Below are 25,319 nucleotides of genomic sequence, written 5' to 3'. Positions count from 1 at the left end.
GGGCCCTCGGAGAATGTTCGACCATCGCTACTTCACCCGACCGCTGAGAGATATTCGCTGTAGAACAGGCCGAGTCCGACCGCGGAGGCCATTGCCGCGAGCAGCCAGAACCGGATGATCACCGTAGTCTCGGCCCATTTGCTGAGTTCGAAGTGATGATGGAAAGGCGCCATCTTGAATAGCCGGTTGCGGGTCGTGCGGTACACCGCGACCTGCAGCACCACCGAGGCGGTCTCGGCGACGAACAGCGCGCCGATCACCACCATCAGCAGTTCGGTGCGGGTCGTGATGGACAGTCCGGCGAGCATGCCGCCCAATGCCAGCGAACCGGTGTCACCCATGAAGATCTTGGCGGGCGCGGCATTCCACCACAGGAAGCCGACGCATGCGGCCGCGGCCGAGGCGCAGACCAGGGCCAGATCCAGCGGATCGCGCACGTTGTAGCAGCCGGCCTCCGGAATCGTCGCGCAGGCGTTGCGGTACTGCCAGAACGTGATGATCACGTACGCGCCGAGCACCAGGCTCATCGAACCCGCCGCCAGACCGTCCAGGCCGTCGGTCAGGTTCACCGCGTTCGACCAGGCCACCACCAGTAGGCAGACCCAGCACAGGAAGATGATCACGCCCATCGACACCGTGGTGATGTCGCGCACGTAGGACAGATGCTTACTCGCCGGGGTCAACCCGTTGCCGCCGTGGAACTGCAGCGCGAGCACGCCGAACAGGACCGCCGCGCTGAGCTGACCGATGTACTTGCCCGCGGCCGACAGCCCCAGATTGCGCTGCTTGCGCAGCTTGATGAAGTCGTCGAGGAAGCCGACCACACCGAGTGCGGTGGTCAGCCCGAGCACCAGGATGCCGGAGGCCGATGGTCCGTCGGCGTCGTAGCCGATGCCGATCAGATGCGAGCCGAGGTAACCCGCCCACATGCCGACCAAGATGGCGACACCACCCATGGTCGGGGTGCCGCGCTTGGCCTGATGACTGGCCGGGCCGTCGACCCGGATCTCCTGGCCGAAGCCCTGCTTGGCGAAGATCCGTATCAACAGTGGCGTCAGCAGGATCGAGACCGCCAGCGCGATCCCGGCCGCGAACAGAATCTGCCTCATCCGAGAGCCTCCGTGCTACCACTGCTAGTTCCCGCACGTTCCGTACCGGTCAAATGCTCGGCGACCGCCCACAGGCCGACCGACTTGGACGCTTTGACCAGCACCACATCGCCCGCCTCGACCTCTGCGTCGAGCAGCGCGATGGCCGCGCCGATATCGGGCACGAGGATCGACTCCTCGCCCCACGAGCCTTCCATCACCGCCCCCTGATGCATCGCGTGGGATGGCCTTCCGGTACCGACCACGATCAACCGGGAGACATCCAGGCGCACCGCGAGGCGGCCGATCCGGTCGTGCTCGATGACGGATTCCTCGCCCAGTTCACCCATTTCGCCGAGCACGGCCCAGCTGCGGCGCGGGGTGTCGCCGGCCCGCGACATAGTGACCAGGGCCTTGAGGGCGGCGCGCACCGAGTCCGGATTGGCGTTGTAGGAGTCGTTGACGACGGTGACGCCGTCGGCGGTGGTGCGCACGTCCATGCGGCGGGCCGAGGCGGCGTGCGCATCGGACAGTGCCTTCGCGACGGTGTCGATATCGGCGCCGCATTCGAGGGCGACCGCGGCGGCCGCCAGCGCATTGCCGACCTGGTGTTCACCGTGCACTGCGAGGCGCACCGGGATGCTGCCCTTGGTGGTGTGCATGGTGAAGCCCGCCCGTGCCTCGGTGTCGAGTTGTACGTCGGTGGCGCGGATTTCAGCGTTCGTCGCCTGGCCGACCGTCACTACGCGGGCCCGGGTGCGCGCGGCCATCGCGGCCACTTGCGGATCGTCGGCATTGAGGACCGCGAGACCCGTCGTGGGCAGCGCCTCGACGAGTTCGCCCTTGGTCTGCGCGATGGCGTCGCGGCTGCCGAATTCGCCGAGATGGGCGGTGCCGACATTGAGCACCACGCCGATCTTCGGTGGTGCGACCCGAGTCAGTGCGGCGATGTGGCCGGGACCGCGGGCGGAGAGCTCCAGCACCAGGAAGCGGGTGTCGGCATCGGCGCGCAGCGCGGTCCACGGGTGGCCGAGCTCGTTGTTGAACGACCCGGGCGGTGCGACGACCGGACCGAGCGGGGTGAGCACGGCCGCGAGCAGATCCTTGGTCGAAGTCTTGCCCGATGAGCCGGTCACCCCGACCACGGTGAGTCCGCCTGCCGCGGAAAGACGTTCGACGCTCACCCGGGCGAGCGTAGCGAGTGCGGCCAGCACCGCGGCCCCCGACCCGTCCGAATCACCGGCCAGCGCAACGGATTTCGCGGGTACGGTGCCCGGGCTCGGGGCCACGACGATCGCGGGCACGCCGACCGGGCGGGCCGCGAGCACCGCCACCGCACCGGCCGCCACCGCCACCCGCGCGTAGTCGTGTCCGTCGGCGTGCTCGCCGGGCAGGGCAAGGAACAGATCACCGGAACCGATTCGGCGCGAATCGAATTCGACCGAACCCGTTACCGTCACCTCCGGGTCGGGGGCGTCGTGCAGCGTGCCGCCGACGACCTCCGCGATCTCCCGCAGTGTCATCTCGATCATGAAACCGTCAAGTCCTCCGCGTCCGACCCCTGCGGACTGTGCTCTGTGTTCCGCGGCGCCTGATCGCTCCGCTCCGATCCCCCCAGTCGCCGTTCCAGCGCGGCCGCGAGCACGTCGCGGTCGTCGAACGGCTGCTTCACACCTTGGATCTCCTGCCCTGCCTCGTGTCCCTTGCCTGCCACCAGCACCACGTCACCGGGGCGCGCCCAGTCCACGGCGGCGGCGATGGCCGCGGCCCGGTCCCCGATTTCGCGCACCTCGCCGCGTTCGGCCGCCGGCACCGCGAGCGCGCCCGCGCGTACGGCGGCGCGGATCGCCGCCGGATCCTCGGTGCGTGGGTTGTCGTCGGTGATGATCAGCAGATCGGCACCGCGCGCACCGGCCGCGCCCATCAGCGGTCGCTTGCCCGCGTCCCGGTCACCGCCCGCGCCGACGACCACGGCCAGCCGACCGGCGGTATCCGATTCGCGCTCCCGGCGCCCTGCGTGGTCACGCTCCGCTACCGCCTCCGGGCCCGTCGCCGGCGCCGGATCGGTGGCGAGATGGCCGCGCAGCGTGGCGATCACCGACTCGACCGCGGCGGGCTTGTGCGCGTAGTCGACGATCGCCAGGAAGTCCTGTCCGCGCTCGACCCGCTGCATCCGGCCCGGCACGTCGACGGTGGCCAGCGCGGGCGCGGCGACGGCGGGATCGACGCCTGCGGCGGCGCACACGGCGATCGCGAGCAGTCCGTTGGCGATGTTGTAGCGGCCCGGAAGCCGCAGGCGCACATCGAGATTCACCTCGGGGCCGGCAGCGGTGAATTCCTGCTCGCCGCCATGCGCGGATACCTCGCCGGTCACCTGCCACACGCCGGAACCGGTCGTGGACACGGTGATCGGGTGCGCGAGGTCGGCGGCCAGGCGCTGTCCCCACTCGTCGTCGACGCAGATGACCGCATTGCGGGCCGCCAGTGGCGACTGCGGCTCGAAAAGCCTGCGCTTGGCGGCGAAGTAGTCCTCGAAGTCGGCGTGGAAGTCCAGATGGTCCTGCGAGAGATTGGTGAACGCACCGACCAAGAACCGCACGCCGTCTACCCGGCCCAGCGCCAGCGCGTGGCTGGAGACCTCCATCACGACCGCGTCCACACCCTGCTCGACCATCAGCGCGAATATCGCGTGCAACTGCGGCGCCTCGGGCGTGGTCAACGCGCTCGGCACCCGCCGACCGCCGATCCTGGTCTCGATGGTGCCGATCAGCGCCGTGGACAGCCCGGCGGCGGCCAGCCCGGCCTCCACCAGATAGGCGGTGGTCGTCTTGCCGGAGGTGCCGGTGATCCCGATGATGCGCAGCCGATGCGACGGATTGCCGTAGACGGTCGCCGATACCTCGCCGAGCACCGCGCGCGGGTCGTCGTGCACCAGAATCGGAACATCGATAGCTCCGATCAGCTCGACTCCGGCCGGATCGGTGAGCACGGCCACCGCACCGCGCTCGACGGCGTCGCGAGCGAAGCGGGCGCCGTGCGCGTGCGCGCCGGCCAGTCCGGCGAACAGGTCACCTGGTTGCACGGCATTCGAGCGCTGCTCTATCCCGGTGACCACGATCGCGTCGTCATCGCCACCGCTCGGGCGCAGGCCCGTGCGCTCGGCAAGCATCCGCAGGGTTGTCGTCGGCGGCGCAGCCGGACGCAACACCTGCGAACTGGGCTGCACGGGCACGAAGCTCCTCTCGGTCTGGATGGCTCGGGCGGTCATCCGATGCAGATCGAATTCGGATCGACAGGTCAGGTTACCGACGATCGGTCATACCCGGACAACGCGGCTCGGTATTGGGGTGTCTCGACACCCGTTGGAACGACAGGTGGGTGCAACGGCGAGTCGTCTCGGATTGTCCACCTCACCCGGCCTGCAGCACAAAGTGCCGCGACGGTTCCGTGGACGGCGGAATACGGTCGCGTTGCAGAGCCCAGGAGGCGATGTTGTGGAACAGGGGCGCTGCGGAGCCGCCGCCGGAGCCGTCGGAGCTGCGAATAGGAGCGTCGAGCATGATGCCGATGACGTAGCGCGGATTGTCGGCCGGAGCCATGCCCGCGAAGGTGATCCAGTAGCTGGAGTTGGAGTAGCACTTGCACCGCGGGTCGATCTGCTGCGCGGTACCGGTCTTACCGGCGACCTGGTAACCATCGACGGCGGCGGGCGCACCCGTACCGGTCTGATTGGCGTCGGTCCGGTCACGCTGCGTGACGGCCTGGAACATGGTCCGCAGCGTCGCAGCCGTCTGCGGACTCACCACCCGCACGCCGTCCGGCTGCGGTTCCTCGGTGCGGGTGCCGTCCGGTGCGATCTCGGACTTCACGATTCGCGGCGGGATACGCACGCCGTCATTGGCGATGGCTTGATACATGCCGGTCATCTGCAGGATTGTCATCGAAAGCCCCTGCCCGATGGGCAGGTTGGCGAAGGTGGAACCGGACCACTGATCGCGGGCAGGCACGACACCGGTGCTTTCACCGGGTAACCCGACCCCGGTGCGCACACCGAGTCCGAATCGCCGGAGCATATCGGCATACCGTTCTTCACCGACCCGCTGCGCCAGCATCAGCGTGCCGACATTGGAGGACTTTCCGAAGATGCCAGTGGTCGTGTACGGCACAACGTCGTGCACCCAGGCATCTGAGACTATGACGCCACCCATGCTGATCCTGCCCGGAACCTGGAGTACCTCATCGGGATTCGTCAGCCCGTACTCGATGGCAGCGGACGCGGTGACGATCTTGTTGACCGACCCCGGCTCGAACACATCCTCCACCGATGGGTTCTTGGTCTTGGCCGTACCCCAATTCTCCGACCCCAACTCCGGATTGAAGGTGTTGTCGTTGGCCATCGCGAGCACCTGACCGGTCTTGGCGTCCAGCACCACCGCCGAAGACGCATTCGCGCCGGACATCTCCTTTGCCTGCTGGACCTGCTGCTGCACGTAGAACTGCAGATCCGAGTCCAGGGTCAGCTCGACACCATTGCCGTTCATGGCGGGCTGCTTGTCGCGCCAACTTCCGGGGATCACCGCGCCGTCCGAACCGCGATCATAGGTCTGGGAACCGTTGGTACCGGCCAGCACCGAGTCCAGCGACGATTCCAGGCCGATCAGACCGTGCCCGTCCCAGCCGGTGGCGCCGATGATGTTGGCCGCCAACGACCCACCGGGGTGCTCGCGCAGCGGCTGTGCGTCCGCGCCCACCTCCGGATACTGCAACCTGATATCGGTGGCGATACGTGCGTCGACATCGCGGGCCAGATACACGAACGGCTCATCGCTGCGCAGCTTGTCCAGCAGCGCCGATTCCGTAGGCGCCTGCTTGCCGAGCTTATCGTGAATGATCTTGGCAATGGCCTTCAGCCGCTCATCCGGATCGGGGGCCTTGGCGCTCCTCTCCTTCGCCGCCGCGAGCTCCTTGCGCACCTGAACGGGCTGGAAGGTCAGGTCTTTCGCAGTGGTAGTGAAGGCAAGTAACTTGCTGTTGCGATCGGTGATGGGACCGCGGATCGCCTGCTCGGTGAAGGTGGTGGTGCGTTGGTCGGCCGCCTGCGCGGACAGCCCCGGCGCGGAAATACTCTGGATCCACAGCAATTGCACCGCGACGACCACCAGCGCGACCAGCATGATCACCCGGCCGACACCGAGCCGCAGACGCAGCGGCCGATCAACGGCGACCGTCCGTCTGGAAGATCCTGCCGTCCTGGCTGATCCGGCCCCCTTGGACGGCGCGGGCCCGCGCCGCTGACGCGACGCGGGCCTGGTCTCCCGCGTGCTCATCTAATCTCACCGTCCGGGGTGGTCTGCGGTTGCGGCGTCTCGGGTTGTGGAGTCTCCGGCTGCGGCGTCTCCACCGGGGTCTGCGCGATCGGGCTCGGCGTCGGGACCGGGATGCTCGGTGTCGGGCTCGCTGGCTGCGGACTCGCGTGTCCCGCAACGGTATTCGCAGGCTGGCCAGTGTTCGCCGGGGGCCGCGGTGGCGTGGTCGACACGGGCACAACTCGCTCACCGCGCGCCTGCGCATTGCCCGACGGAGGTACGACGGGCGCGTTGGGCGAGCTGTTCAACGGCGGCACCGGCGCACCCTGCGCGGGCGTCGGCTTGCCGATCACGGTTACCCCACCGTCCGGCCCGATCACCAGGCGGGCCGGATCCTTGGCCGGGATCATCCCGAGTTCGCCGGCCCGAGCGCCGAGTTCGGGCGCCGAATCGGCGGCCTCTACTTCCCGCTGCAGCGCTGCCCGTTCGTCGGCCAGCTTGCGATTGGTCGCTTTGGCGTCGCCGAGCTGATAGCTGTCCTCCGCCGAGCGGGTGGTGAGCAGCAGGGTGAGCGCCAGGCCGCAGCCGAGCAACGCGATGATGGCCGCCACGAACGGAATTCGCGCGGCCATCACCGATGCGCGCTGCTTGGGCAGGCTCTGCTGATCCCCCGACTGTTCGGCACGCATCCGGCGCTTGGCGTAGGCCCGTTGTGCGGCACCCGATTTCACCCGCTCGGCGGCCTGAACCCGGCGAGCGAGCCGGCCCGGCGCCTCGACGGCGCGCGTGCGCACACTCATGGTGTCCCCTCCTGGATTCTCTGCGCCGCGCGCATCCGCACGGGAGCCGCCCTCGGGTTCTCTTCGATCTCTTGTTCCGTCGCCTTCTCGGCGCCGCGGGTCAGCAACTTGAATTCCGGTCCCATACCGGGCAATTCGACCGGCAGGTCGACCGGCGTCCTGGATGTCGTACGCGGCGCCAATTCCTGTTTGACCACCCGATCCTCGAGCGACTGATAGGACATGATCACGATCCGGCCGCCGACCCGCAGCGAGTCCAATGCCGCGGGCAGGGCGGCGCGCAACGAATCCAGCTCACCGTTCACCTCCACCCGCAGCGCCTGGAAAGTGCGCTTGGCCGGGTGACCGCCGGTCCGCCTGGTCGCGGCCGGGATTGTCGCGTAGAGCAATTCGACGAGTTCGGCACTGGTGGTGAACGGCTTGTGCTGACGACGGCGCAACACCGCGGAGGCGATCTTGCCCGCGAAGCGTTCCTCGCCATAGGTTTTCAGCACCCGTGCCAGGTCGCCGTGGCTATAGGTGTTGAGCACGTCGGCGGCGGTGATGCCGGTGGTCGGATCCATCCGCATATCCAGCGGCGCGTCGACCGAGTAGGCGAAGCCGCGCTCGGTCTCGTCGAGCTGCATCGAGGAGACGCCGAGATCCATCAGGATGGCGCTCACCGAACCCGTTGTCGGCAGCCCCGCCTGTTTCAGCGCGGCGGCGATTCCGTCATATCGGATGTGCACCAACGTGATTCGATCGGCATACGGCGCTAGTCGGTCACCGGCGAGTGCCAACGCGTGGGTGTCGCGGTCGAGTCCGACGAGATGAATGCCGGGGTAGCTCCGCAGAAAGTGTTCGGCGTGTCCTCCCAAACCCAATGTCGCGTCGACATATACCGCCCCGGGTTCGGATAGGGCCGGGCCGAGCAGCGCGTCGGCTCGCTGGAGCAGAACCGGAACATGGCGAGGGCCGTCCTGTTCACGGTTCACCTCGACCTCCCGGAATCCTGATTCGCCTCGTCGCGCATCGACACCGTGTGCTGGATTGATCGCCGCGCTGTGCTGGATTGATCGCTGCACTGTGCTCGATTTAATCGCTGCGCTTGCCCACGGGCCACCTTGTTACACAGCTGCTTTCGAAAATACGAATGCCGCGGGGTCTCTGACCGGAGCCTCGGCACCTGGCGTCGGGGAAGTACGTCAGGGTCCGCGCGTCCGGGCAGAGGCCGCGTGGCACTCGTTCGCTCAGGGCTAGAAGATGCCGCCCAGCGACTCGTCTCTCGCTTCGGCGTAGTCCTCCTCGTGCTCGGCGAGGTAGGACTCCCACGCCTGCTTATCCCATATTTCGAGGAAGTCGACCGATCCGATCACCACACAATCCCGCGAAAGGTTCGCGTAGCGACGATGATCGGCCGACAACACGATCCGGCCCTGGGCGTCCGGACGCTGTTCGTCCGTTCCCGCCGCTAGTGCCCGGACGAACGCGCGAGCCTGCGGATTGCTTCGAGACGCCGCCGCAGCCCGCCGTGCGAGCGCGGTGAACTCTTCCTTCGGATATACGGCAAGGCTGTGGTCCTGACCCTTCGTGACCATCAACCCTCCCGCCAGATCGTCTCGAAACTTCGCAGGCAACGTGAGTCGCCCCTTGTCATCCAACCGAGGTGTGTAGGTACCGAGAAACAACCCGCTACCTCCTGGATCAACCCCACGACGCGGGGAGCGTGATCACCTCGGATGTATGTCCTCTCCTGTAGTGCGCGCTCCACATTACCCCACTTTCCCCCACTTTCAATCGAAACTCCGGGTGATCTGGCTCCCCGCGTCGTCGATTACGCAGGTCATCCCAGCTATCACGGTGGTGGAGAACTTCTACCGTGTTCTGACGACACACGCCGTGTCGCTACACGACCGCCCGACAACAACCAGCAAACACCCTGGTGCACTCGGTTTCAGCAGATATCGGGGCACGGTGGGGAGTGGATGGTGGGGAGTGGTGGGGAACCTCGCACGGAGATCACTCAGCAGCCGGATGGTTCACGCATGAGAACGCGCCGCCGCACCCTGTTCGGTGCGGCGGCGCGTTCGGTATGTAGATGTCGGCTACGGGTGCGCTACTCCTGATCGAAGCGGCGCCGGAACCGATCCTCCATGCGTTCGGAGAAACCACCGGACTTGCGCTGTCGCCCACGTCCGCTCGATCCGCCGCTCGCGCCACCGGACGGGGCATTGCCCGACCGGTCGCCCTTGGCAATGCCCTTGGAACTGCCGAGCAGCAACAGCACGCCCGCGGCGAACATCACGATGAATCCGATCAGGCTGATGATCGGAAAGTCGCCGAGCTTCACCGGAGCGGCGATACCAGCGACGAGTAGAAACAGACCGAGGACGAACAAAGCCGCGGCCTGGAGTCTGCGGCGACTCGAGGTCGAGCGAAGTCGTCCGCCGCGGACGGACGAGGCGAACTTCGGATCCTCAGCATAGAGCGCGCTCTCGATCTGTTCGAGCATGCGCTGCTCGTGCTCGGAGAGTGGCACGGTACCTCCCCCGGCACTAGGACGTGGCTGTCGCCTCCGGGTAGGCGACAGGTAGCCAAGGTCGGCTATGCCACCAATGATACGAGTTCGATCAGTGCCGTACCACCTACTCGCCGATAACTAAGCGGTCATGCCTTGTGATCTATGCCGTAAGGCCGCCCGTCAAGCCCGGCGCGGGGCGTAGCCGACTCCCCGGTTCGACCAGATCTTCCACATCGTGCAGGAATGCGCCCACCCGCGAATAGAACTCGTCGGCCTCCTGATCATCGATATGCCGATCCAGCCCCGCCTCCAGCGCCGCCCTGGTCTCGGATCGGGCGCTGAAATAATCGGCCCACATCACGAATTCGGGCGCGGCGCGTTGCAACAGCACCCACGCGTTGCGCGAGCGCGCCCGCGGCGCGGCGTCGGCCCCGGTGAACGCGAGCACCGCACCGGCACCGCGCAGCGCGGCGAGATAGGCGGTCCGGAAACGCTCGCGCGGGTCCTGCTCCCCCGCCGCCTGCATCAGCAAGCCGTCCGCCCGCCGCAGCAGCTTGCCCGCCTTGCCGGGTTGCCCCGGGTATTCGATCCGACCGGACATCAGTCGTCCCTCCGAGTTCGTTCAGAGTCGTTCAGCGTCGCTGACCTGGCCTATCGTGTGCGCGAGCACCGAGTTCACAGCACCGCACGGATCGAACAGGTATTCGAACGTTTGAATTGAGATTGAATATAAGGACACCCACCGACAACTTTCCGCGGACCGACGAGAGCCATGACCGCCGTCAAGCCCAAACACACCCCCGCCAACGCACCTGTCGTCATCGATCTCTCGATCACGGCCCTACGCTCCCGGCTGCACGACGTGCTGGGGGTGTACGTGGCGGCGATGGAATATCCACACGGCACCGAGCACCATCGCGCGCCGATGTGGACCGAGCACACCACCCGCGCCGGCTGGCAGGCCGTCGCCGCCGTCATCCCGGACGATTCCGGGCAGATCGACCTGCGGACCGCGCCGATCGTGGCGATCGCCTACGGCTATCGCGGCGCCGCGCACCAGTGGTGGCATCAGCAGGTGCACAGCGGGATGCGGCGCTCGGGTTGGCCGGAACACTCTGCGCGCGAACTGCTTTCGGACTATTTCGAACTGACCGAGCTGCACGTGCATCCCGCCGCGCAGGGCCGAGGCATCGGCGGTGCACTGCTGACGCGACTGCTCGAGCACCGCACCGAGGGCGCGGTACTGCTGTCCACGCCGGAGGTCGAGCGCGAGGCCAACCGCGCCTGGAAGCTGTATCGGCGACTCGGATTCACCGATGTGATCCGCAGTTTCGTCTTCGCCGGGGATACCAGGCCGTTCGCCGTGCTCGGACGCCGGCTGCCCCTGTGACCATTGTCATTGTCGGCTCGGGCCACAACGCGCTGGTCGCCGCGTGCTATCTGGCGCGCGCCGGCGAGCGGGTCGAGGTGCTCGAGCGCGATGAGGTGCTCGGCGGCGCGGTGTCCACGGTCGAACGTTTTCCCGGCCATCTGGTCGATCGCGGGTCTTCGGCGCACATCATGGTGCGTCACACCGGGATCATCGAGGAGCTGGAGCTGTCGCGCTTCGGGCTGCGCTACATCGATTGTGACCCCTGGGGTTTCACGCCCGCCGGGCCACGGGGCGGTGCGCCCATCGTGTTCCATCGAGATCTCGATCGCACCTGTGCGGCGATCGAGCAGGCATGCGGCGCGCGGGATGCGGCGGCGTATCGGCGCTTCGTCGGCGTGTGGGGGCCTCGGTCGGCGCGGGTGATGCGGGCGTTCGGCGCGCCGCCGACCCCGGGCAGGCTGCTTCGTTCGTTCTGGGGGCTTGACGCTCGGGACGGTGGGAGCGCCTTGTCGCGGGAGTTCCTGCAGACCGGGGACGCCCTGTTGGACGCGTATTTCGACGACGAGCGGCTCAAAGCGTCGCTGGCCTGGTTCGGTGCGCAGTCCGGGCCGCCGATGTCGGAACCGGGGACCGCGCCGATGATCGGGTTCGCCGCGCTGATGCATACGCTGCCGCCCGGTCGGGCGGTGGGCGGAAGTGGGGCGCTGACAGCGGCTCTGGTCGCGCGGTTGCGTGCCGACGGTGGCGTGGTTGCGGCGGGCGACGCGGTCACCACACTGCGGCAGATCGGTGCCGGTTGGGAGGTGCGCACCGCTGCGGGCCGAAAGCTGCGGGTGGATACCGTGATCGCGGGCACGCACGTGCTGACCACACTGGATCTGTTGCAGGACGGCGGCTTCGACGCAGCCGTGCTCGACGACTGGCGGCGGCGGATCCGGGTCGGACCGGGCATCGGCATGGTGGTGCGGCTCGCGACCGACGCGCTGCCGCGGTATCCCGGCAGCTCGACCGCCGAATCCGCCAACGGGCTGCAGTTTCTCGTCGCCGATCGGCGGCAGCTGCGCCGGGCGCACGGTGCGGCGTCGGCCGGGGATCTGCCGCCGCGACCGGTAGTGCTCGCGATGAGTTTCAGTGCGGTCGACCCGAGTATCGCTCCGGCCGGTGAACATCAGCTTTCGCTGTGGGCGCAGTGGCATCCGTACGAGTTGGCCGATGGCAGCGACTGGACCGCGCACGCGGAGCCGGAGGCCGATCGGATCATCGCCGAAGTCGATTCCTACGCACCGGGGTTCGCCAAGAGCATATTGCGGCGGCATGTCCAGACGCCGGTTGATCTCGAGCGCGAGATGGGGTTGCGCGGCGGGAATGTGATGCATGTGGAGATGTCGCTGGATCAGATGATGCTGTGGCGGCCGTTGCCGGAGTTGTCCGGGCAGCGGGTGCCGGGGGCGGCCGGGTTGTATCTGACCGGGGCGTCGACGCATCCGGGTGGTGGGGTGTCCGGGGCAAGTGGGCGTAGTGCGGCGCAATTGGTGCTGCGTGATCGGCGGCGGAGCCGGTTTCCCTTGCTGCGCAGGCGATGAGCGAGCCGCTCTCGTTCCTGAGGACGCCGCGATGGGTGGTGCCTGCCGCATTCGCGGTGCTGCTGGTGCTCGCGCAGATCGGTTATCCGCTGACCTCGGGGGTCGCCCGCGACCGGGTGACCGTCGTTGTCGTGCTGCTCTCGGCGGGGACGGCGTTGGCGCATGCGGGAGCGACGTGCGGGGTTCGGTATGCCGTCGGGTTTCTGGTCATCGTCTCCGGACTCGGACTGATCGCCGAGATCGTCGGCACCGCAACGGGATTCCCATTCGGTTGTTATGACTACGCCGACGGCCGGTTGGGGCCCGCGGTGGCCGGGGTGCCGTTGGTGGTCGCATTGGCCTGGACCGGCGGGCTGTATCCGGTGTGGGTGGTGGCCGGGATGCTGACTCGGCGGATCGCGGTTCGGATCGTGTTGACGGCGGTCGGGGCGGTTGGCTGGGATCTGTTTCTGGATCCGCAGATGGTCGCGGATGGGCAGTGGAGTTGGTGCGCGGCCGGTTGGGGGCTGCCCGGTCTCGGGGACATTCCGTATACCAACTATCTGGGCTGGTTCGCGGTGGCGTTGGTGATGGCGGTATTGCTGGCTGGTTCGGATCGCGCGGTGGGGACACGTACTGGGTTCCCGATTCCATCGGCGGTGATCGTGCCGGTGGCGGTGTTTCTGTGGACCTGGCTGGGATCGACACTCGCGCACGCGGTCTTCCTGGATCTGCCGTATTCGGCCTGGTACGGGTGTGTCGGGCTGGGTGTGCTCGGCGTGCCGCTGCTGGTGCGGTCGGTCCTGGCGCGACGGAGCTGAATCCGCGCGGTGACCATTTCGCTCGGCGCGCGTTCCGCCCGTCGCGTGGCAATCCGGGTCGACGGCCTGGCACGATGTGAGCCGTGCACCCGAGTCCTCACACCGCGACGCCCGACGCCCCGGTTCTATCGTCGCCACGCTCACCCCGGTCCATGGTGCGGCGGGTGGCGGCGGCAGTATTACTGGCCGCATTGCTGGTGCCCGCGCTCGCGGGCTGCCTACGGGTGCAGGTATCGATGGGTGTGTCGTCCAACGACCGGGTCTCCGGCCGGATCGTGGCCGCGGTCGTGCCCGCGGACGCCAATGACAAGGGCCCGCAGCTGAAGGCGCCCGATTCGCTGGCCGCGAAGGTGCGGGTCGAACCGTACAGCCAGGACGGCTATGTCGGCAGCAAGGTGTTCTTCGAAGATCTGTCATTCGGCGAGGTCGGCCAGCTCGGCGGGCTGTCCGACCAGACCCAGGGCATGTTCAACCTGTCGTTCCAGCGCACCGGCGACCTGGTCAGCCTCAACGGCCGGGTCGATCTGAAATCCGTACCGCCGCACGGTTCGGACGTGCAGTTCACGGTGGCCTTCCCGGCCCGGGTCGCCAAGACCAACGGCAACCGCGAGGACGACTCCACCGTCTCCTGGAAGCTGCCACCCGGCGACGTCTCCACGCTGCGCGCCGAGGTCAGCTACGCCGACCCGAACACCCGCTCGTTCGCGGGCTGGGCCGGAATCGTCGGCGGCATCACCCTGGCCGTCGCCGCGATCATCTGCGCCGTCGCCTACATGGACCGCAACCCAGCACCTCCCGGCGCACCGCAGGGCGGTATCTCGCTGAGCAATCTGTGGCGTTCGACGCTGCGACGCTGAGATTGCCTCCGGGTATCGCACGCCCATGCTGAACGCGCGGGTGGTGCGAGCGTTGAACGCGAGCGCGGCGACAGCGACACGGATCGGCGCGGCGACCGCGCTGTTGGGTTGTGGGGTCGCATTGTTCAACCGCGCGACAGTACGGAGGCTGCCGGTCGATCCGACCACAACGATCGAATCGGTCACGGTGTGCATCCCGGCGCGCGACGAGGCGCAGCGGCTGCCCGGGCTGATCGATGATCTTCGTGGGCAGGTAGGTGTACCGCAGCTGCGGGTGCTGATTCTCGACGATGCCTCCAGCGACGGAACCGAAGCCGCTGCGCTGGCAGCGATTGCAAGCGATCCGCGATGTACGGTGGTCCGCTCCGAGGCCGAACCCGCACCGGGTTGGACCGGGAAGACCGCGGCCTGCGCACGACTGGCCGAGCTGGCGGATGCGGCGGTGCTGATCTTCCTCGATGCCGATGTGCGGCTGGCACCGACGGCGATCGCCGCCGCGGTCACCGAACTGCGCCACAGCGAGGCCGCGTTGTTGTCGCCGTGGCCATATCAGGTGGCCGAATCGCTGGCGGAGGCGTTGGTGCAGCCGCTGCTGTGCTGGTCGTGGGCGGCCAGCCTGCCGATCGCGGTGGCCAACCGCAGCCGCCGCCGCTCCACCGCGGTTGCCTGCGGCCAGTTCCTCGTCTTCGATGCGGCGGCCTACCACGCCATCGGCGCTCACGCGGCAGTGGCCGCCAGCCCCACCGAGGACCTGGATATCGCTCGCGCACTGCGCCGTTCGGATCGCCGAACCGCGCTGGTCGCGGCGGGCCGATCCGCGAGCACCCGAATGTACCGCGACGCAGCCGAACTGGAAACGGGCTACACCCGCTGGCTCTGGTCGGCCTACGGCGCCACCACCATCGGCGGCGCAGCAGTCGGAGCCGTTGCGGCACTCGCCTACTGCGTACCGCCCTTGGCCGCCATCGGTGGCCGAGGTTCGACGCGCACGGCAGGACTCCTCGGCTACAGCGCAGCAGTAGCCAGTCGCCTACTCGCCCGTTCATTGGAAAGCACCACCCTGACCCGAACCGATCTCCTCGCGGCCCTAGCCCATCCAATCTCCATGGCCGCCTACCTCCGCCTGTACTCCCACTCCCGCCGTGCGCGCCACACCAACACCCTCACCTGGAAATCCCGCCACCTGTCCCCCGGCTGATCACGATCAGGTGGAATCCATGGCGGCAAAAGACCCACTTCACCAGTTTCACCTGATCTTGATCCACGAACCCGCAACCTCGCTGCTCCAGCGGCCTCGCGGCCCACAGCCGCATTTCCCCTCAGCCCCAGGCTCTCCCGAGACCGCGGGTTCAGCGCACCGACGTGATGCCCACAGTCGGGAGGAAGACGCAGGGCTTGCCGGCGTTGTCGACGGTTCCGAAGACTGCGGCGAGGACTGTGCCGGAGCCGGTGTCCACTGGGACTGCGCGGACGGCGCTGGTGGGGAAGGCGGCGAAGACGTCTTGGATGGTGCGTTCGGCGAAGGGTCTCAGCTCGGGTGGGATCGCGGCGGGGACCATCGTCCGGATGACGTCGGAGAGCGGGCCCATCGGGGTGACTCCGCTGCGACCGTTGGCGAGGTTGAGCCAGGCGACGTTCATACCGGAGGTGTTGGCGTTGTCCGCGGCGACGCCGTAGGGCACGAAGGTGAACAGGACCTGGCCCGCCTTGACCGCGGACAGGTCGAGTCCGGGGATTGCCACGGTGGTCTTGGGCCACGGCCCGGGGACCGCGCCCGCAACGGCGGGGACCAGGCCGAGCCTGGCGTCGGAGCAGAAGGCCGCGGCCGGATACAGGAACGGCTCGACGCCGAAGGTGCGCAGCGCGTCGACCGCAGCACGGTAGGCGCCGAGCAGATCGCCGGGGGCGACGGTTCCGGCTCGGCCGGGCGGATCATCCGGCGCCGTCGCGGCCGGAACCGCGGGGGCGGGCATCGGAGCCGCTACCGGACCGGCGGTGGCGACGCCGGGAGCGGCGAAAGTCAGCGCGGCCGAAGCGGACGCGATGGCGGTAAGCGTGGTCAGACGGCGCAGCACGGCCACAGTGGACCTCCTCATCGTCGGGCACGATCGAGGTCCGAGAGTACTCCGGCAAACCTCCGCAACTACGCTGATTTCGGCGGGCGACACCCGCGCGCCGCACGCCGTATCGGGCTGTCGCGACGACACGCCGTCCGGGCGCTCCAGGCGAAATACGCGGCCACGAGCAGGGCGGGCGCATCAGGAGCTACCACACGATCCGCACAATAGTCCCTGTTCACAACCTTTCGGACAAGGTCTGCGCTCACCGTGATTCGTACCCTTGTGCCGGACTTCGCCTGCTTCGCATGATATTTCGGCTAGACCCATTGACCCGACCCGTGCTCGGCGTCGGACACCATCCAGAGCGACCGAGAGACCTGGCTCGTCGACGTCGCAGCAACCCCCCGGTCACCGGGTGCGGGTGCTTCCGCCGGGAACGATGGAGGAACCGAAACCATGAGCGCGTCCGTCGCATCCGATGCCCCAGTATCGGATGTTCCGATACCGGGTGCCCACCCGCCCGATGCCACAGCACCCGGGCGTGCCGTAGCGACCGCACCGACGGTCGCCAAAGCCTGGCACCCCTGGCGTTGGGTGGTCAGCGCGATCGCACTCGTGCTGCTCGCGCAATTCATCCACGGGCCGGTGGGAGTCCGCGCATGAAGTTCCTGCTGTTCACCCTCGTCACCCGGGTGCCCGATCCGGTCACCGGACGACTGCCCGAGACCAGGGAGCGGTTGCGCGATGTGATCGAACAGGCCCGCCTCGCCGAGGAACTCGGCTTCGACGGCTTCGCTGTCGGTGAGCGGCACGAGGATCCGTTCCTCTCGGCCGCACCGCCGGTGCTCCTCAGCCACATTGCGGCGGTCACCTCGCGGATCAGTCTGTTCACCGCCGTCACCACGCTCAGCCTGCTCGATCCGGTCCGCGCGTTCGAGGACTACTCGACGCTGGACAACCTCTCCGGTGGACGCCTCGAACTCATTATCGGCAAGGGCAACGGCGCGGCGCAGGCAAAGCTGTACCACGTCACCACCGACGATCAGTGGGATCGCAATCGCGAAGGCTACGAACTGTTCCGGGCACTGTGGGACAGCGACAGCGTGACCTGGTCCGGCCGGTTCCGCCCGGAGCTGGTCGCGGCCAAGGCGCTGCCGCGGCCGCTGCAACCGCGCATCCGGATCTGGCACGGCAGCGCGACCAGTCGCGATTCGGTGGAACTCGCCGCGCGCCAGGGTGATCCGCTGTTCTCGGCGAATGTCACATATTCGATCGAGCCGTATGCCGAATTGGTGCGCCACTATCGGGAACGCTGGGCGCACTACGGGCACGACCCGGCCGATGCCCTGGTCGGTGCGGGCACGGCGGGACTGCACATAGCCAAGACGTCCCAGGAAGCCCGCGAGGTGTACCGCCCGATCTTCCAGGCGCGGCTGGCCCTGGCCCGAAAGCTCGGGCTGCCGGTGGTATTCGAGACGCTCGACGATTTCGTCACCCGCAGTTCGGCGCTCATCGGTAGCCCGGAGCAGGTGATCGACAAGGTCGGCCACCAGCACGAGCAATTCGGTCACGAGGTGACCCATCTGTCCGCCGAACGTGACGGTCGCACCGAGGTGCAGCATCGCGGCAGTCTCGAGCTCTTCCAGGCCGAGGTCGCCCCGGAACTGCGCGGCCGCTTCCCGAGTCGGCCATTGGCCACCGCGAGCAGCGAAAACACCAGCGTCGCAACCACGAACGGATCGGCCCGACCGACCGACTACGACATCGATTCCCGCGGCGAACTCGTCCGCACCGAAACATCTGGAGCTCCACAGTGATCAGACCCCGCCACCGAATCGCGGCCGTGGCCGCCGCCGTCACCGCGGCCGCGAGCCTGGCCGCCTGCGGCAGTGATTCGGCAACGTCGGGCGGCGACGCGGGCCCGCCGCAGCCGGGGGGCACCCTGCGCTACGGACTGTCACAGGCCCCGACCTGCTCGGATCCGGCGCAGTCCGGCACCAACCAGACGCTGTATGTGACCCGCCAGATCGTGGATTCGCTGACCGATCAGGATCCGAAGACCGGTGAGCTGAAGCCGTGGCTGGCCCAGAGCTGGGAGATCAGCCCCGATGCGAAGGTCTTCACCTTCCATCTCACCGATGGCGTTACCTTCAGCGACGGCACTGCGCTCACCGCGGCATCGGTGCAGAGGACCTTCGATTCGGTGATCAAGCTCGGCGCGGCCAAGACGCCGTTGGGCTCCAGCTACCTGACGAATTATGTCGGCACGACCGCGGTCGACAAGTTGACCGCGCGCGTGGAGTTCAGCCAGCCGAACGCACAGTTCCTGCAGGCGTCCTCGACCGCGCAGCTCGGCATCCAGGCCGATGTCACCACCGCCAAATCCGCCGATCAGCGCTGCCTCGGCGACAATGTCGGCAGCGGGCCGTTCACCTACGCGGCCTACCGCCAGGACGCCTCGGCGACGCTGGCCAAACGGGTCGGCTACAACTGGGGTTCGGCGGTCTTCGCGCACCGGGGCGAGGCCTATCTGGACAAGATCGAATTCACGGTGGTACCCGAATCCGGTGTTCGCACCGGCAGTCTCACCTCCGGTCAGCTCGACGCCGCCAGCGACGCCCTACCGCAGGACGCCCCGCAGATCGAGGCGGCCGGCGGCCGGGTGCTCACCACCGCGAATCCCGGTGTGCCATTCGGCATCCAGCCGAATGTGACCCGTGGCCCGCTGCGCGATCCCGCGGTGCGCCGGGCGCTGGTGCCCGCCATCGACCGCAAGCAGTTGGTCGATACCGTGCTCGGCCCCGACTTCAAGCCCGCGACCAGCACGCTGGCCAGCACCACGCCCGGCTATCAGGACCTCTCGGCGCAGCTGACCTACGATCCGGCGAAGGCACGCACCCTCCTCGACCAAGCAGGCTGGACGCCCGGCGGTGATGGCATCCGCGTGAAAAATGGCGAGCGGTTGTCCTTCGCGGTCCTGTTCGGCCAGGCGTTCGCCGGTAATCAGGCGATTCTCGAACTCGTGCAGCAGCAGCTGCGGCAGGTCGGCGTCGACCTGAAGCTGGACCTGGCGGGAACCGCCGAGAACACCGCGCGCCAGAACTCCAAGGACTTCGACACCACCTACTACAACACCACCCGCGCCGACGGCGACATCCTGCGGTCCACGTTCAGCGTCGACGGTCGCAATCTCAATGCGCGCGAACGTATCCCTGCGCTCGACGACCTGCTCGACCGCGAGCTGAGCACGGTGGAGACCGGCGCGCGCGCCGCGCTGATCCGTTCCGCGCAGCAGGAGGTGTTGGACGCGGGTCTGTGGATTCCGACGGTCGAGCTGTCCCAGGCCATCGGTGTCGGGCACAGCGTGCAGGATCTGAAGTTCGAGGCCTCGGCCCGACTGCAGTTCTTCGACGCCTGGCTGAGCGGGCACTAGTCATGACGCGCTATGTGGTTGTCCGGCTGCTACAGGCAGTGTGGGTGCTGTGGGCGGCCTTCACCATCTCGTTCGTGGTGCTCTACCTGCTGCCCGCCGATCCGGTGTCCATCGCGGTCGACGGCGCGGGTGCAGGCACGCCGGTCGACAAGGCCGCGATCGCCGAACTGCAGGCACGCTACGGGCTGGATAAACCACTGTGGGAGCAGTATTGGACGGCGCTGACGCATGCGCTCAGCGGTGACCTCGGGCATTCCATCGGCACCGGGCAGCCGGTCACCGGAGTACTGGGCGACAACCTGCCCAATACCCTCGAATTGACCGGTCTGGCACTGCTTTTCGCGGTGATCGGCGGCGTGAGCCTGGCCTTCGCGGCGACCTATGTCCGACGCCCGTGGTTACGCGATGCACTCAGCTCACTGCCCTCCCTCGGGGTTTCGGTGCCGACGTTCTGGACCGGATTACTGCTGCTGCAACTGTTCTCGTTCCGCTGGCGCCTCGCCCCGGCGTTCGGCGGTCACGGGTTCGCCGGTACGGTCCTGCCCGCGCTCACCCTCGCCATTCCGATCGGCGCGGTGCTCGCCCAGGTGCTGGCGACCGGACTGGCATCGACCTGGCGCCAGCCGTTCGTGGATGTGGCGCTGGCCAAGGGCGGTTCGCGGTCCTGGGTGCTGCGCAAGCATGTGCTGCGCCCGGCCAGCGTGCCGACGTTCACCATCGCCGGGGTGCTGGTCGGCAATATGCTCGCCGGATCCGTGGTGGTGGAGACCGTCTTCGCTCGCCAGGGCATCGGCCGCCTCACCCAGACCTCGGTGCTGGCCCAGGACATTCCGGTCGTGCAGGGCATCGTGCTGCTCACCTCGACCGTCTTCGTCACCGTGAATCTCGCGGTGGATCTGCTCTATCCGCTGCTCGACCCGCGCATCGCGAGCCGGTCCAGCGGTGCGACAACCGATTCCGAGCCGGACACCGCCGTCCGCACCGACGCCGAGGAGGTGCCGGCCCATGGTTGATGTGGTGGACGAGGGCCGTCGGTTGGCGCTGCCGCGACTGCGCCGACCCGTTCTGTCGTGGAAGTCCGTGCGCGGCAATGCGGTAGTGCTGCTGTCCGGCGCGGTCGCCCTGCTCGCGCTCGGCTGGGCACTGTTCCCCTCGGTTTTCGCCAGCGGTGATCCGCTGACCGGGGTGCCGGCCCAGAAGTTCCAGGGGCCCAGCGCCCAACATTGGTTCGGCACCGACAATCTCGGTCGCGATCTGTACACCCGCATGGTGCACGGCGCGGGTCTGTCGCTCACCGCGACCCTGTCCGCGGTGGCGATCGCGCTGGTGGTGGGTTCGGCGCTCGGACTGCTGTCCGGATCGATCGGCGGATTCGTCGACACGGTCATCATGCGACTCGTCGACGTACTGCTGTCCATTCCGTCGCTGCTGCTGTCACTGGCGCTGGTGACCGCGCTCGGCTTCGGCACCCGCAATGTGGCCATCGCGGTGGGTGTTTCGCTGATCGCCAACTTCGCCCGCGTGCTGCGCTCGGAGGTGCTGCGGGTGCGGCAGGCGCCGTATGTGGAGGCGGCGCACGCATCCGGGGTGCGCTGGTACACCGTGCTGGGCCGCCACGTGCTGCCGAACTCCTATCAGCCGGTGCTCGCACTGGCCGCCGTCGAATTCGGTATGGCGGTGCTCGCGGTCTCGGCCCTGAGTTTCCTCGGCTACGGCGCGAAACCCCCTACCCCCGAGTGGGGCGCACTGATTTCCGAGGGCCGCAACTACCTCGCCACCGCATGGTGGATGACCACCCTGCCCGGTCTGGTGATCGTCGCGGTCGTGGTCTCGGCCCAACGTCTCGGCCGTGCGATAGGAAGGAGTCAGAACGCATGAGCGACGAAGCCCGAACGTCAGAACCACTGCTGCGCATCGACGGGCTCCAGGTCCGCTACCACTCCGACAGCGGGGCGATCGACGCCCTCTCCGGCGCATCGCTGACCGTCACGCGCGGCGAGGTGGTCGCGCTGGTCGGTGAATCCGGTTCCGGTAAATCGACATTGGCGCAGTCGGTGATCGGCTTACTCGGTGCGAATGCCGAGATCACCGGCGGGACGATCACGTTCGACGGGCAGCCGGTGGAAACCGGGTCCGAGCGGGCGCTGCGGCGGATTCGCGGGAGGCGGATCGGATTCGTGCCGCAGGATCCCGGGCTGTCGCTGAATCCGGTACGGCGCGTCGGTGATCAGGTCGCCGAAACGCTGTTCGTGCACGGACTGGCCGATCGGCGCGATGCGGCAGCGCGGGCGATCGAGCTGCTGGCCGACGCCGGACTGGATCGCCCGGAGTTGCGGGCCACGCAATATCCGCACGAGTTGTCCGGCGGGCAGCGACAGCGGGTGCTGATCGCGGCGGCATTGATCGCCGGACCGGAGTTGGTGATCGCCGACGAGCCGACCAGCGCGCTCGACGCCACAGTGGCGCGGCGGGTGCTCGACAAACTCGCGGCGCAGACTGCGGCCCGAGGCACCGCGGTCCTGCTGATCACCCACGATCTCGCGATCGCCGCTGAACGGGCCGATCGGCTGGTGGTGTTGAGCGGCGGGGAGATCGTCGAAACCGGGCCGACGGCAACGGTCCTCGCCGAGCCCCGGCATCCGTACACCAAACGGCTGCTCGCGGCCTCGCCCAGTCTGGCCCCGTTCGAAGGCTTCCGTACACCGCGCACAAGTGACGGCCCGCCGCTGCTCACGATTCGGGACGTACACAAGAGCTTCCGCGCGCAGGCCGGTGGTTCGGTGGCCGCGGTGGCGGGCGTCGGCTTCGAGCTCGGTCGCGGCGAAACCCTCTCGCTGGTGGGCGAATCCGGCTCCGGCAAATCGACCACCGCACGCATCGCGTTGCGGCTCACCGAACCCGACAGCGGTGCGATCACCTTCGACGGACACGACCTGACCACGGTGAAGGCTGGACGACTGCGGGCGTTGCGACAGCGCTTCCAGGTGGTCTACCAGAATCCGTACAGCTCATTGGATCCGCGCTGGCGGGTCGGGTCGATCATCGAGGAACCGCTGCGCGCGTATGCGGTCGGCGACCGCAGGGCCAGGCAGGCACGGGTCCGCGAACTGCTCGGCCAGGTCGCGCTGCCGGAGAATTTCGCTCAGCGCCGACCCGCGGAATTGTCCGGCGGACAACGCCAACGCGTCGCCATCGCCCGCGCTCTGGCCCTGCATCCGGACCTGCTGGTACTCGACGAGCCGGTCTCCGCGCTCGACGCCTCGGTGCAGGCGCAGATCCTGGAACTGCTGGACCGTCTGCAAACCGAACTCGGCCTGAGCTACCTGTTCATCTCACACGACCTGGCCGTGGTGCGCCGCATCAGCGACCGTGTCGCAGTGATGCGCCAGGGCCGCATCGTCGAATCCGGTACCACCGCCGACATTTTCGACAACCCGCAGCACGAGTACACCCGCGAGCTGCTCTCGGCCATCCCAGCCCCCCGACACCGATATCCCGCCGCCGAAAATTCCACTCTCGAAGGAGCCAGAGCGTCATGACGACAAGCATCACCAGTCTTTTCGAAACCGAGTGGACGCAGTGGCAGCACGCCAGGGCGGATCAGCTGCGCGATCCGCTCGGCTTCCTGAGTCTGACCGGATTGCATTGGCTCACCGACCAACCCGAGCGACTCCCGGACGTGCCTGGCACCTGGTGGGTCACCGACGATAAGGTGTTCATCACCGCCCAGCCCGCCGACCGCCTGGAATTCGCGGGCACCGGCATCGCGGGCGTGCAGATCATCGCTCCCACCGAGGGCGCGCCGGGACTCAACGTGCGGCACGAGAATCGGGTGCTCGAGGTGATCCGGCGCAGTGGACTCTACGCGGTGCGAGTGCACGATCCGTCCGCGCCGAGCTTGCTGAGTTTCGCGGGCATTCCGGCCTACGCACCGGATCCGCACTGGGTGATCGAGGGCCGCTTCGAGGCGTTCGACACACCGCGCACCGTCACCACCGGCGCGGTCGTCGACGGTCTCGAACACCACCACACCGCCGCGGGCACCATCGAATTCACCATCGGCGCGGTCACCGAGCGCGTCATCGCCTTCGGCGATCCGGCCAACCTGCGGGTGCTGTTCACCGACGCCACCAGCGGCGTCACCACCTATCCGGCGGCCCGCTCGCTCGCGGTGGCAGCACCCGACGCCGACGGCACTGTGCGCCTCGACTTCAACCGAGCCGCCAACCTGCCCTGCGCCTTCACCGACTTCGCTACCTGCCCGCTGGCACCGGCCGAGAATCGGCTGCGCGTGGCCATCGAAGCGGGCGAACAGCATCCGCGCCCAGGACGGTCCGCATGACGATCCCGCTGTCCATCCTCGATCTGTCGCCGATCAGCGCCGGCTCCAGCGCACAGCAGGCGCTGCGCAACACCATCGATCTCGCCCAGCACGCCGAACAGTGGGGCTACCACCGCTATTGGCTGGCCGAGCACCATTTCGTGTCGGTGGCGAGTTCGTCATCGATCACGCTGATCGGCTTGGTCGCCGCGGCGACCTCGCGCATCCGGGTCGGGTCCGGCGCGGTTCAGGTCGGCCACCACACCTCGGCGTCCATCGTCGAGGCGTTCGGCACCATCGACGCCCTCTACCCGGGCCGACTCGATCTGGGCCTGGGCCGATCCGGGCACCGCCGCACCCAGTTCGGCGCGCAACCGGCGCATCCGAAGGGCGGGCATCCCGTCGTCGACACGGTCACCGGACGCACCGAAATCCGTGACGGCGTAGTGGTTCCGCCGCCCTTCGACCCCGGCCGGATCGCCGACAAATCGAGGTTCATCGCCTCGATCGGCGCGCTGCAACAGCAGGGCGCGCAGGCGGCGGACTTTCCGGATCAGGTCGACGAGGTGCGCGCACTGCTCAACGGCACCTACAAGAGCGCCGATGGTATTGCGCTGCACGCGGTTCCGGGCGAGAGCGCCCAGGTCGAACTGTTCCTCTTCGGCAGCTCGGCCAGCGAAAGCGCGGAACTGGCAGGCAAACTCGGCCTACCCTTCGCCGCCGCGTACCACGTCGCGCCCGGCACCGCGCTGGACGCGATCCAGGCCTACCGGGCCGCCTTCCGCCCCTCGGCCGAGCACCCCGAGCCCTATGTGGTGATCTCCGCGGACGTAGTCGTCGCCCCCGACGACGCCACCGCCAAGCACCACGCGTCCACCTACGGCCACTGGGTGCACAGCATCCGCACCGGAGCGGGCGCCGCGGAATACCTCGACCCCGATACCGCCACCCCGCTCACCCCGGACCAGCACCGCCTGGTCGAGGATCGCCTGGCCACCCAATTCGTCGGCTCCCCCAACACCGTGGTGGCACGGCTCGCAGCCCTCCAACGCGTAACCGGCGCCAACGAACTGCTGGTCACCAGCATCACCCACCGCCACGAGGACCGCCTGGAATCCCACCGCCTCCTCGCCGACGCCTGGGGCCTGCGCGCAACTCGCGCGGCATGAATTCGTCGCTGCCCCGGTCCCTACCACCGG

General features: G+C 68.0%; 23 protein-coding genes and 1 riboswitch. Of the genes, 13 read left to right on the top strand and 10 right to left on the bottom strand.

The genetic code is table 11. The features are described 5' to 3' along the window. Positions 1–32: 32 nt before the first annotated feature. From mraY to OG874_RS04025, 9 genes are all read right to left on the bottom strand, one after another. Positions 33–1,109, bottom strand: a complete 1,077-nt coding sequence (gene mraY / locus OG874_RS04065; protein ID WP_330253788.1) for a phospho-N-acetylmuramoyl-pentapeptide-transferase — start codon at positions 1,107–1,109, stop codon at positions 33–35. Continuing rightward, positions 1,106–2,620: a UDP-N-acetylmuramoyl-tripeptide--D-alanyl-D-alanine ligase gene (locus OG874_RS04060; RefSeq protein WP_330253787.1), complete on the bottom strand. Its 1,515-nt coding sequence runs from the start codon at positions 2,618–2,620 to the stop codon at positions 1,106–1,108. Before OG874_RS04060 ends, mraY begins: the two co-directional genes overlap by 4 nt. Continuing rightward, the gene (locus OG874_RS04055; protein WP_442943279.1) at positions 2,617–4,356 is read right to left on the bottom strand and encodes a Mur ligase family protein; all 1,740 of its coding nucleotides are present in this window, start codon (positions 4,354–4,356) and stop codon (positions 2,617–2,619) included. The genes OG874_RS04060 and OG874_RS04055 overlap by 4 nt, the downstream gene beginning before the upstream one ends. A gap of 142 nt (positions 4,357–4,498) precedes the next feature. Then, a complete protein-coding gene (locus tag OG874_RS04050) occupies positions 4,499–6,415 on the bottom strand; it encodes a peptidoglycan D,D-transpeptidase FtsI family protein (RefSeq protein ID WP_442943278.1) in 1,917 nt (638 codons plus the stop codon). Further along, a complete protein-coding gene (locus tag OG874_RS04045; RefSeq protein WP_330253786.1) occupies positions 6,412–7,194 on the bottom strand; it encodes a hypothetical protein in 783 nt (260 codons plus the stop codon). Before OG874_RS04045 ends, OG874_RS04050 begins: the two co-directional genes overlap by 4 nt. Next, entirely contained in the window at positions 7,191–8,168 is a 978-nt protein-coding gene (gene rsmH / locus OG874_RS04040; RefSeq protein ID WP_330253785.1) for a 16S rRNA (cytosine(1402)-N(4))-methyltransferase RsmH, read from the bottom strand. The genes OG874_RS04045 and rsmH overlap by 4 nt, the downstream gene beginning before the upstream one ends. Before the next feature lie 261 nt (positions 8,169–8,429). Then, the gene (mraZ, locus tag OG874_RS04035; RefSeq protein WP_330253784.1) at positions 8,430–8,861 is read right to left on the bottom strand and encodes a division/cell wall cluster transcriptional repressor MraZ; all 432 of its coding nucleotides are present in this window, start codon (positions 8,859–8,861) and stop codon (positions 8,430–8,432) included. A 428-nt stretch (positions 8,862–9,289) separates the two neighbouring features. Next, positions 9,290–9,712 (bottom strand): DUF3040 domain-containing protein, encoded by a 423-nt coding sequence (locus OG874_RS04030; RefSeq protein ID WP_330253783.1) that lies wholly within the window; start codon positions 9,710–9,712, stop codon positions 9,290–9,292. Positions 9,713–9,854: 142 nt separating this feature from the next. Further along, positions 9,855–10,295: an SAV_6107 family HEPN domain-containing protein gene (locus OG874_RS04025; RefSeq protein WP_330253782.1), complete on the bottom strand. Its 441-nt coding sequence runs from the start codon at positions 10,293–10,295 to the stop codon at positions 9,855–9,857. A gap of 171 nt (positions 10,296–10,466) precedes the next feature. Here OG874_RS04025 and OG874_RS04020 point away from each other — a divergent pair, with 171 nt between their 5' ends. From OG874_RS04020 to OG874_RS04000, 5 genes are all read left to right on the top strand, one after another. After that, positions 10,467–11,084: a GNAT family N-acetyltransferase gene (locus OG874_RS04020; RefSeq protein WP_330253781.1), complete on the top strand. Its 618-nt coding sequence runs from the start codon at positions 10,467–10,469 to the stop codon at positions 11,082–11,084. After that, positions 11,081–12,649, top strand: a complete 1,569-nt coding sequence (locus OG874_RS04015) for a phytoene desaturase family protein (RefSeq protein WP_330253780.1) — start codon at positions 11,081–11,083, stop codon at positions 12,647–12,649. The genes OG874_RS04020 and OG874_RS04015 overlap by 4 nt, the downstream gene beginning before the upstream one ends. Then, positions 12,646–13,449, top strand: coding sequence for a carotenoid biosynthesis protein (locus OG874_RS04010; protein WP_330253779.1), 804 nt, complete (start codon positions 12,646–12,648; stop codon positions 13,447–13,449). The genes OG874_RS04015 and OG874_RS04010 overlap by 4 nt, the downstream gene beginning before the upstream one ends. A gap of 152 nt (positions 13,450–13,601) precedes the next feature. Further along, complete coding sequence (locus tag OG874_RS04005; RefSeq protein WP_330253778.1) at positions 13,602–14,306, top strand: LppM family (lipo)protein; 705 nt, start codon at positions 13,602–13,604, stop codon at positions 14,304–14,306. A 25-nt stretch (positions 14,307–14,331) separates the two neighbouring features. Continuing rightward, positions 14,332–15,504 carry a glycosyltransferase family 2 protein gene (locus tag OG874_RS04000; RefSeq protein ID WP_330253777.1) on the top strand — a complete coding sequence of 391 codons (1,173 nt, stop codon included), beginning with the start codon at positions 14,332–14,334 and terminating at the stop codon, positions 15,502–15,504. A gap of 151 nt (positions 15,505–15,655) precedes the next feature. Here OG874_RS04000 and OG874_RS03995 read toward each other — a convergent pair whose 3' ends face one another. Next, positions 15,656–16,402: a hypothetical protein gene (locus tag OG874_RS03995; RefSeq protein WP_330253776.1), complete on the bottom strand. Its 747-nt coding sequence runs from the start codon at positions 16,400–16,402 to the stop codon at positions 15,656–15,658. A 316-nt stretch (positions 16,403–16,718) separates the two neighbouring features. Next, positions 16,719–16,812, top strand: a riboswitch (SAM riboswitch). 10 nt (positions 16,813–16,822) lie between these two features. Between OG874_RS03995 and OG874_RS03990 the strand changes: the two genes are divergently transcribed. Genes OG874_RS03990 through OG874_RS03955 form a run of 8 tightly spaced genes read left to right on the top strand, consistent with a single transcriptional unit; the run spans position 16,823 to position 25,289 of the window. Next, positions 16,823–17,029: a hypothetical protein gene (locus OG874_RS03990; protein WP_330253775.1), complete on the top strand. Its 207-nt coding sequence runs from the start codon at positions 16,823–16,825 to the stop codon at positions 17,027–17,029. Then, a complete protein-coding gene (locus tag OG874_RS03985) occupies positions 17,026–18,183 on the top strand; it encodes an LLM class flavin-dependent oxidoreductase (protein ID WP_330253774.1) in 1,158 nt (385 codons plus the stop codon). The genes OG874_RS03990 and OG874_RS03985 overlap by 4 nt, the downstream gene beginning before the upstream one ends. Continuing rightward, positions 18,180–19,799: an ABC transporter substrate-binding protein gene (locus OG874_RS03980; protein WP_330253773.1), complete on the top strand. Its 1,620-nt coding sequence runs from the start codon at positions 18,180–18,182 to the stop codon at positions 19,797–19,799. The genes OG874_RS03985 and OG874_RS03980 overlap by 4 nt, the downstream gene beginning before the upstream one ends. Before the next feature lie 2 nt (positions 19,800–19,801). Further along, entirely contained in the window at positions 19,802–20,812 is a 1,011-nt protein-coding gene (locus tag OG874_RS03975; RefSeq protein WP_330253772.1) for an ABC transporter permease, read from the top strand. Continuing rightward, positions 20,805–21,677, top strand: coding sequence for an ABC transporter permease (locus tag OG874_RS03970; protein WP_330253771.1), 873 nt, complete (start codon positions 20,805–20,807; stop codon positions 21,675–21,677). Before OG874_RS03975 ends, OG874_RS03970 begins: the two co-directional genes overlap by 8 nt. Next, the gene (locus OG874_RS03965) at positions 21,674–23,338 is read left to right on the top strand and encodes an ABC transporter ATP-binding protein (protein ID WP_330253770.1); all 1,665 of its coding nucleotides are present in this window, start codon (positions 21,674–21,676) and stop codon (positions 23,336–23,338) included. Before OG874_RS03970 ends, OG874_RS03965 begins: the two co-directional genes overlap by 4 nt. Continuing rightward, positions 23,335–24,141 (top strand): DUF1684 domain-containing protein, encoded by an 807-nt coding sequence (locus tag OG874_RS03960; protein WP_330253769.1) that lies wholly within the window; start codon positions 23,335–23,337, stop codon positions 24,139–24,141. Before OG874_RS03965 ends, OG874_RS03960 begins: the two co-directional genes overlap by 4 nt. Then, a complete protein-coding gene (locus tag OG874_RS03955) occupies positions 24,138–25,289 on the top strand; it encodes an LLM class flavin-dependent oxidoreductase (RefSeq protein ID WP_330253768.1) in 1,152 nt (383 codons plus the stop codon). Before OG874_RS03960 ends, OG874_RS03955 begins: the two co-directional genes overlap by 4 nt. Positions 25,290–25,319 lie beyond the last annotated feature (30 nt).

Origin of the sequence: Nocardia sp. NBC_00565, from assembly GCF_036345915.1 — a bacterium.
Lineage (GTDB): Bacteria > Actinomycetota > Actinomycetes > Mycobacteriales > Mycobacteriaceae > Nocardia.
This window is presented reverse-complemented; position numbering and strand designations above follow the sequence as displayed.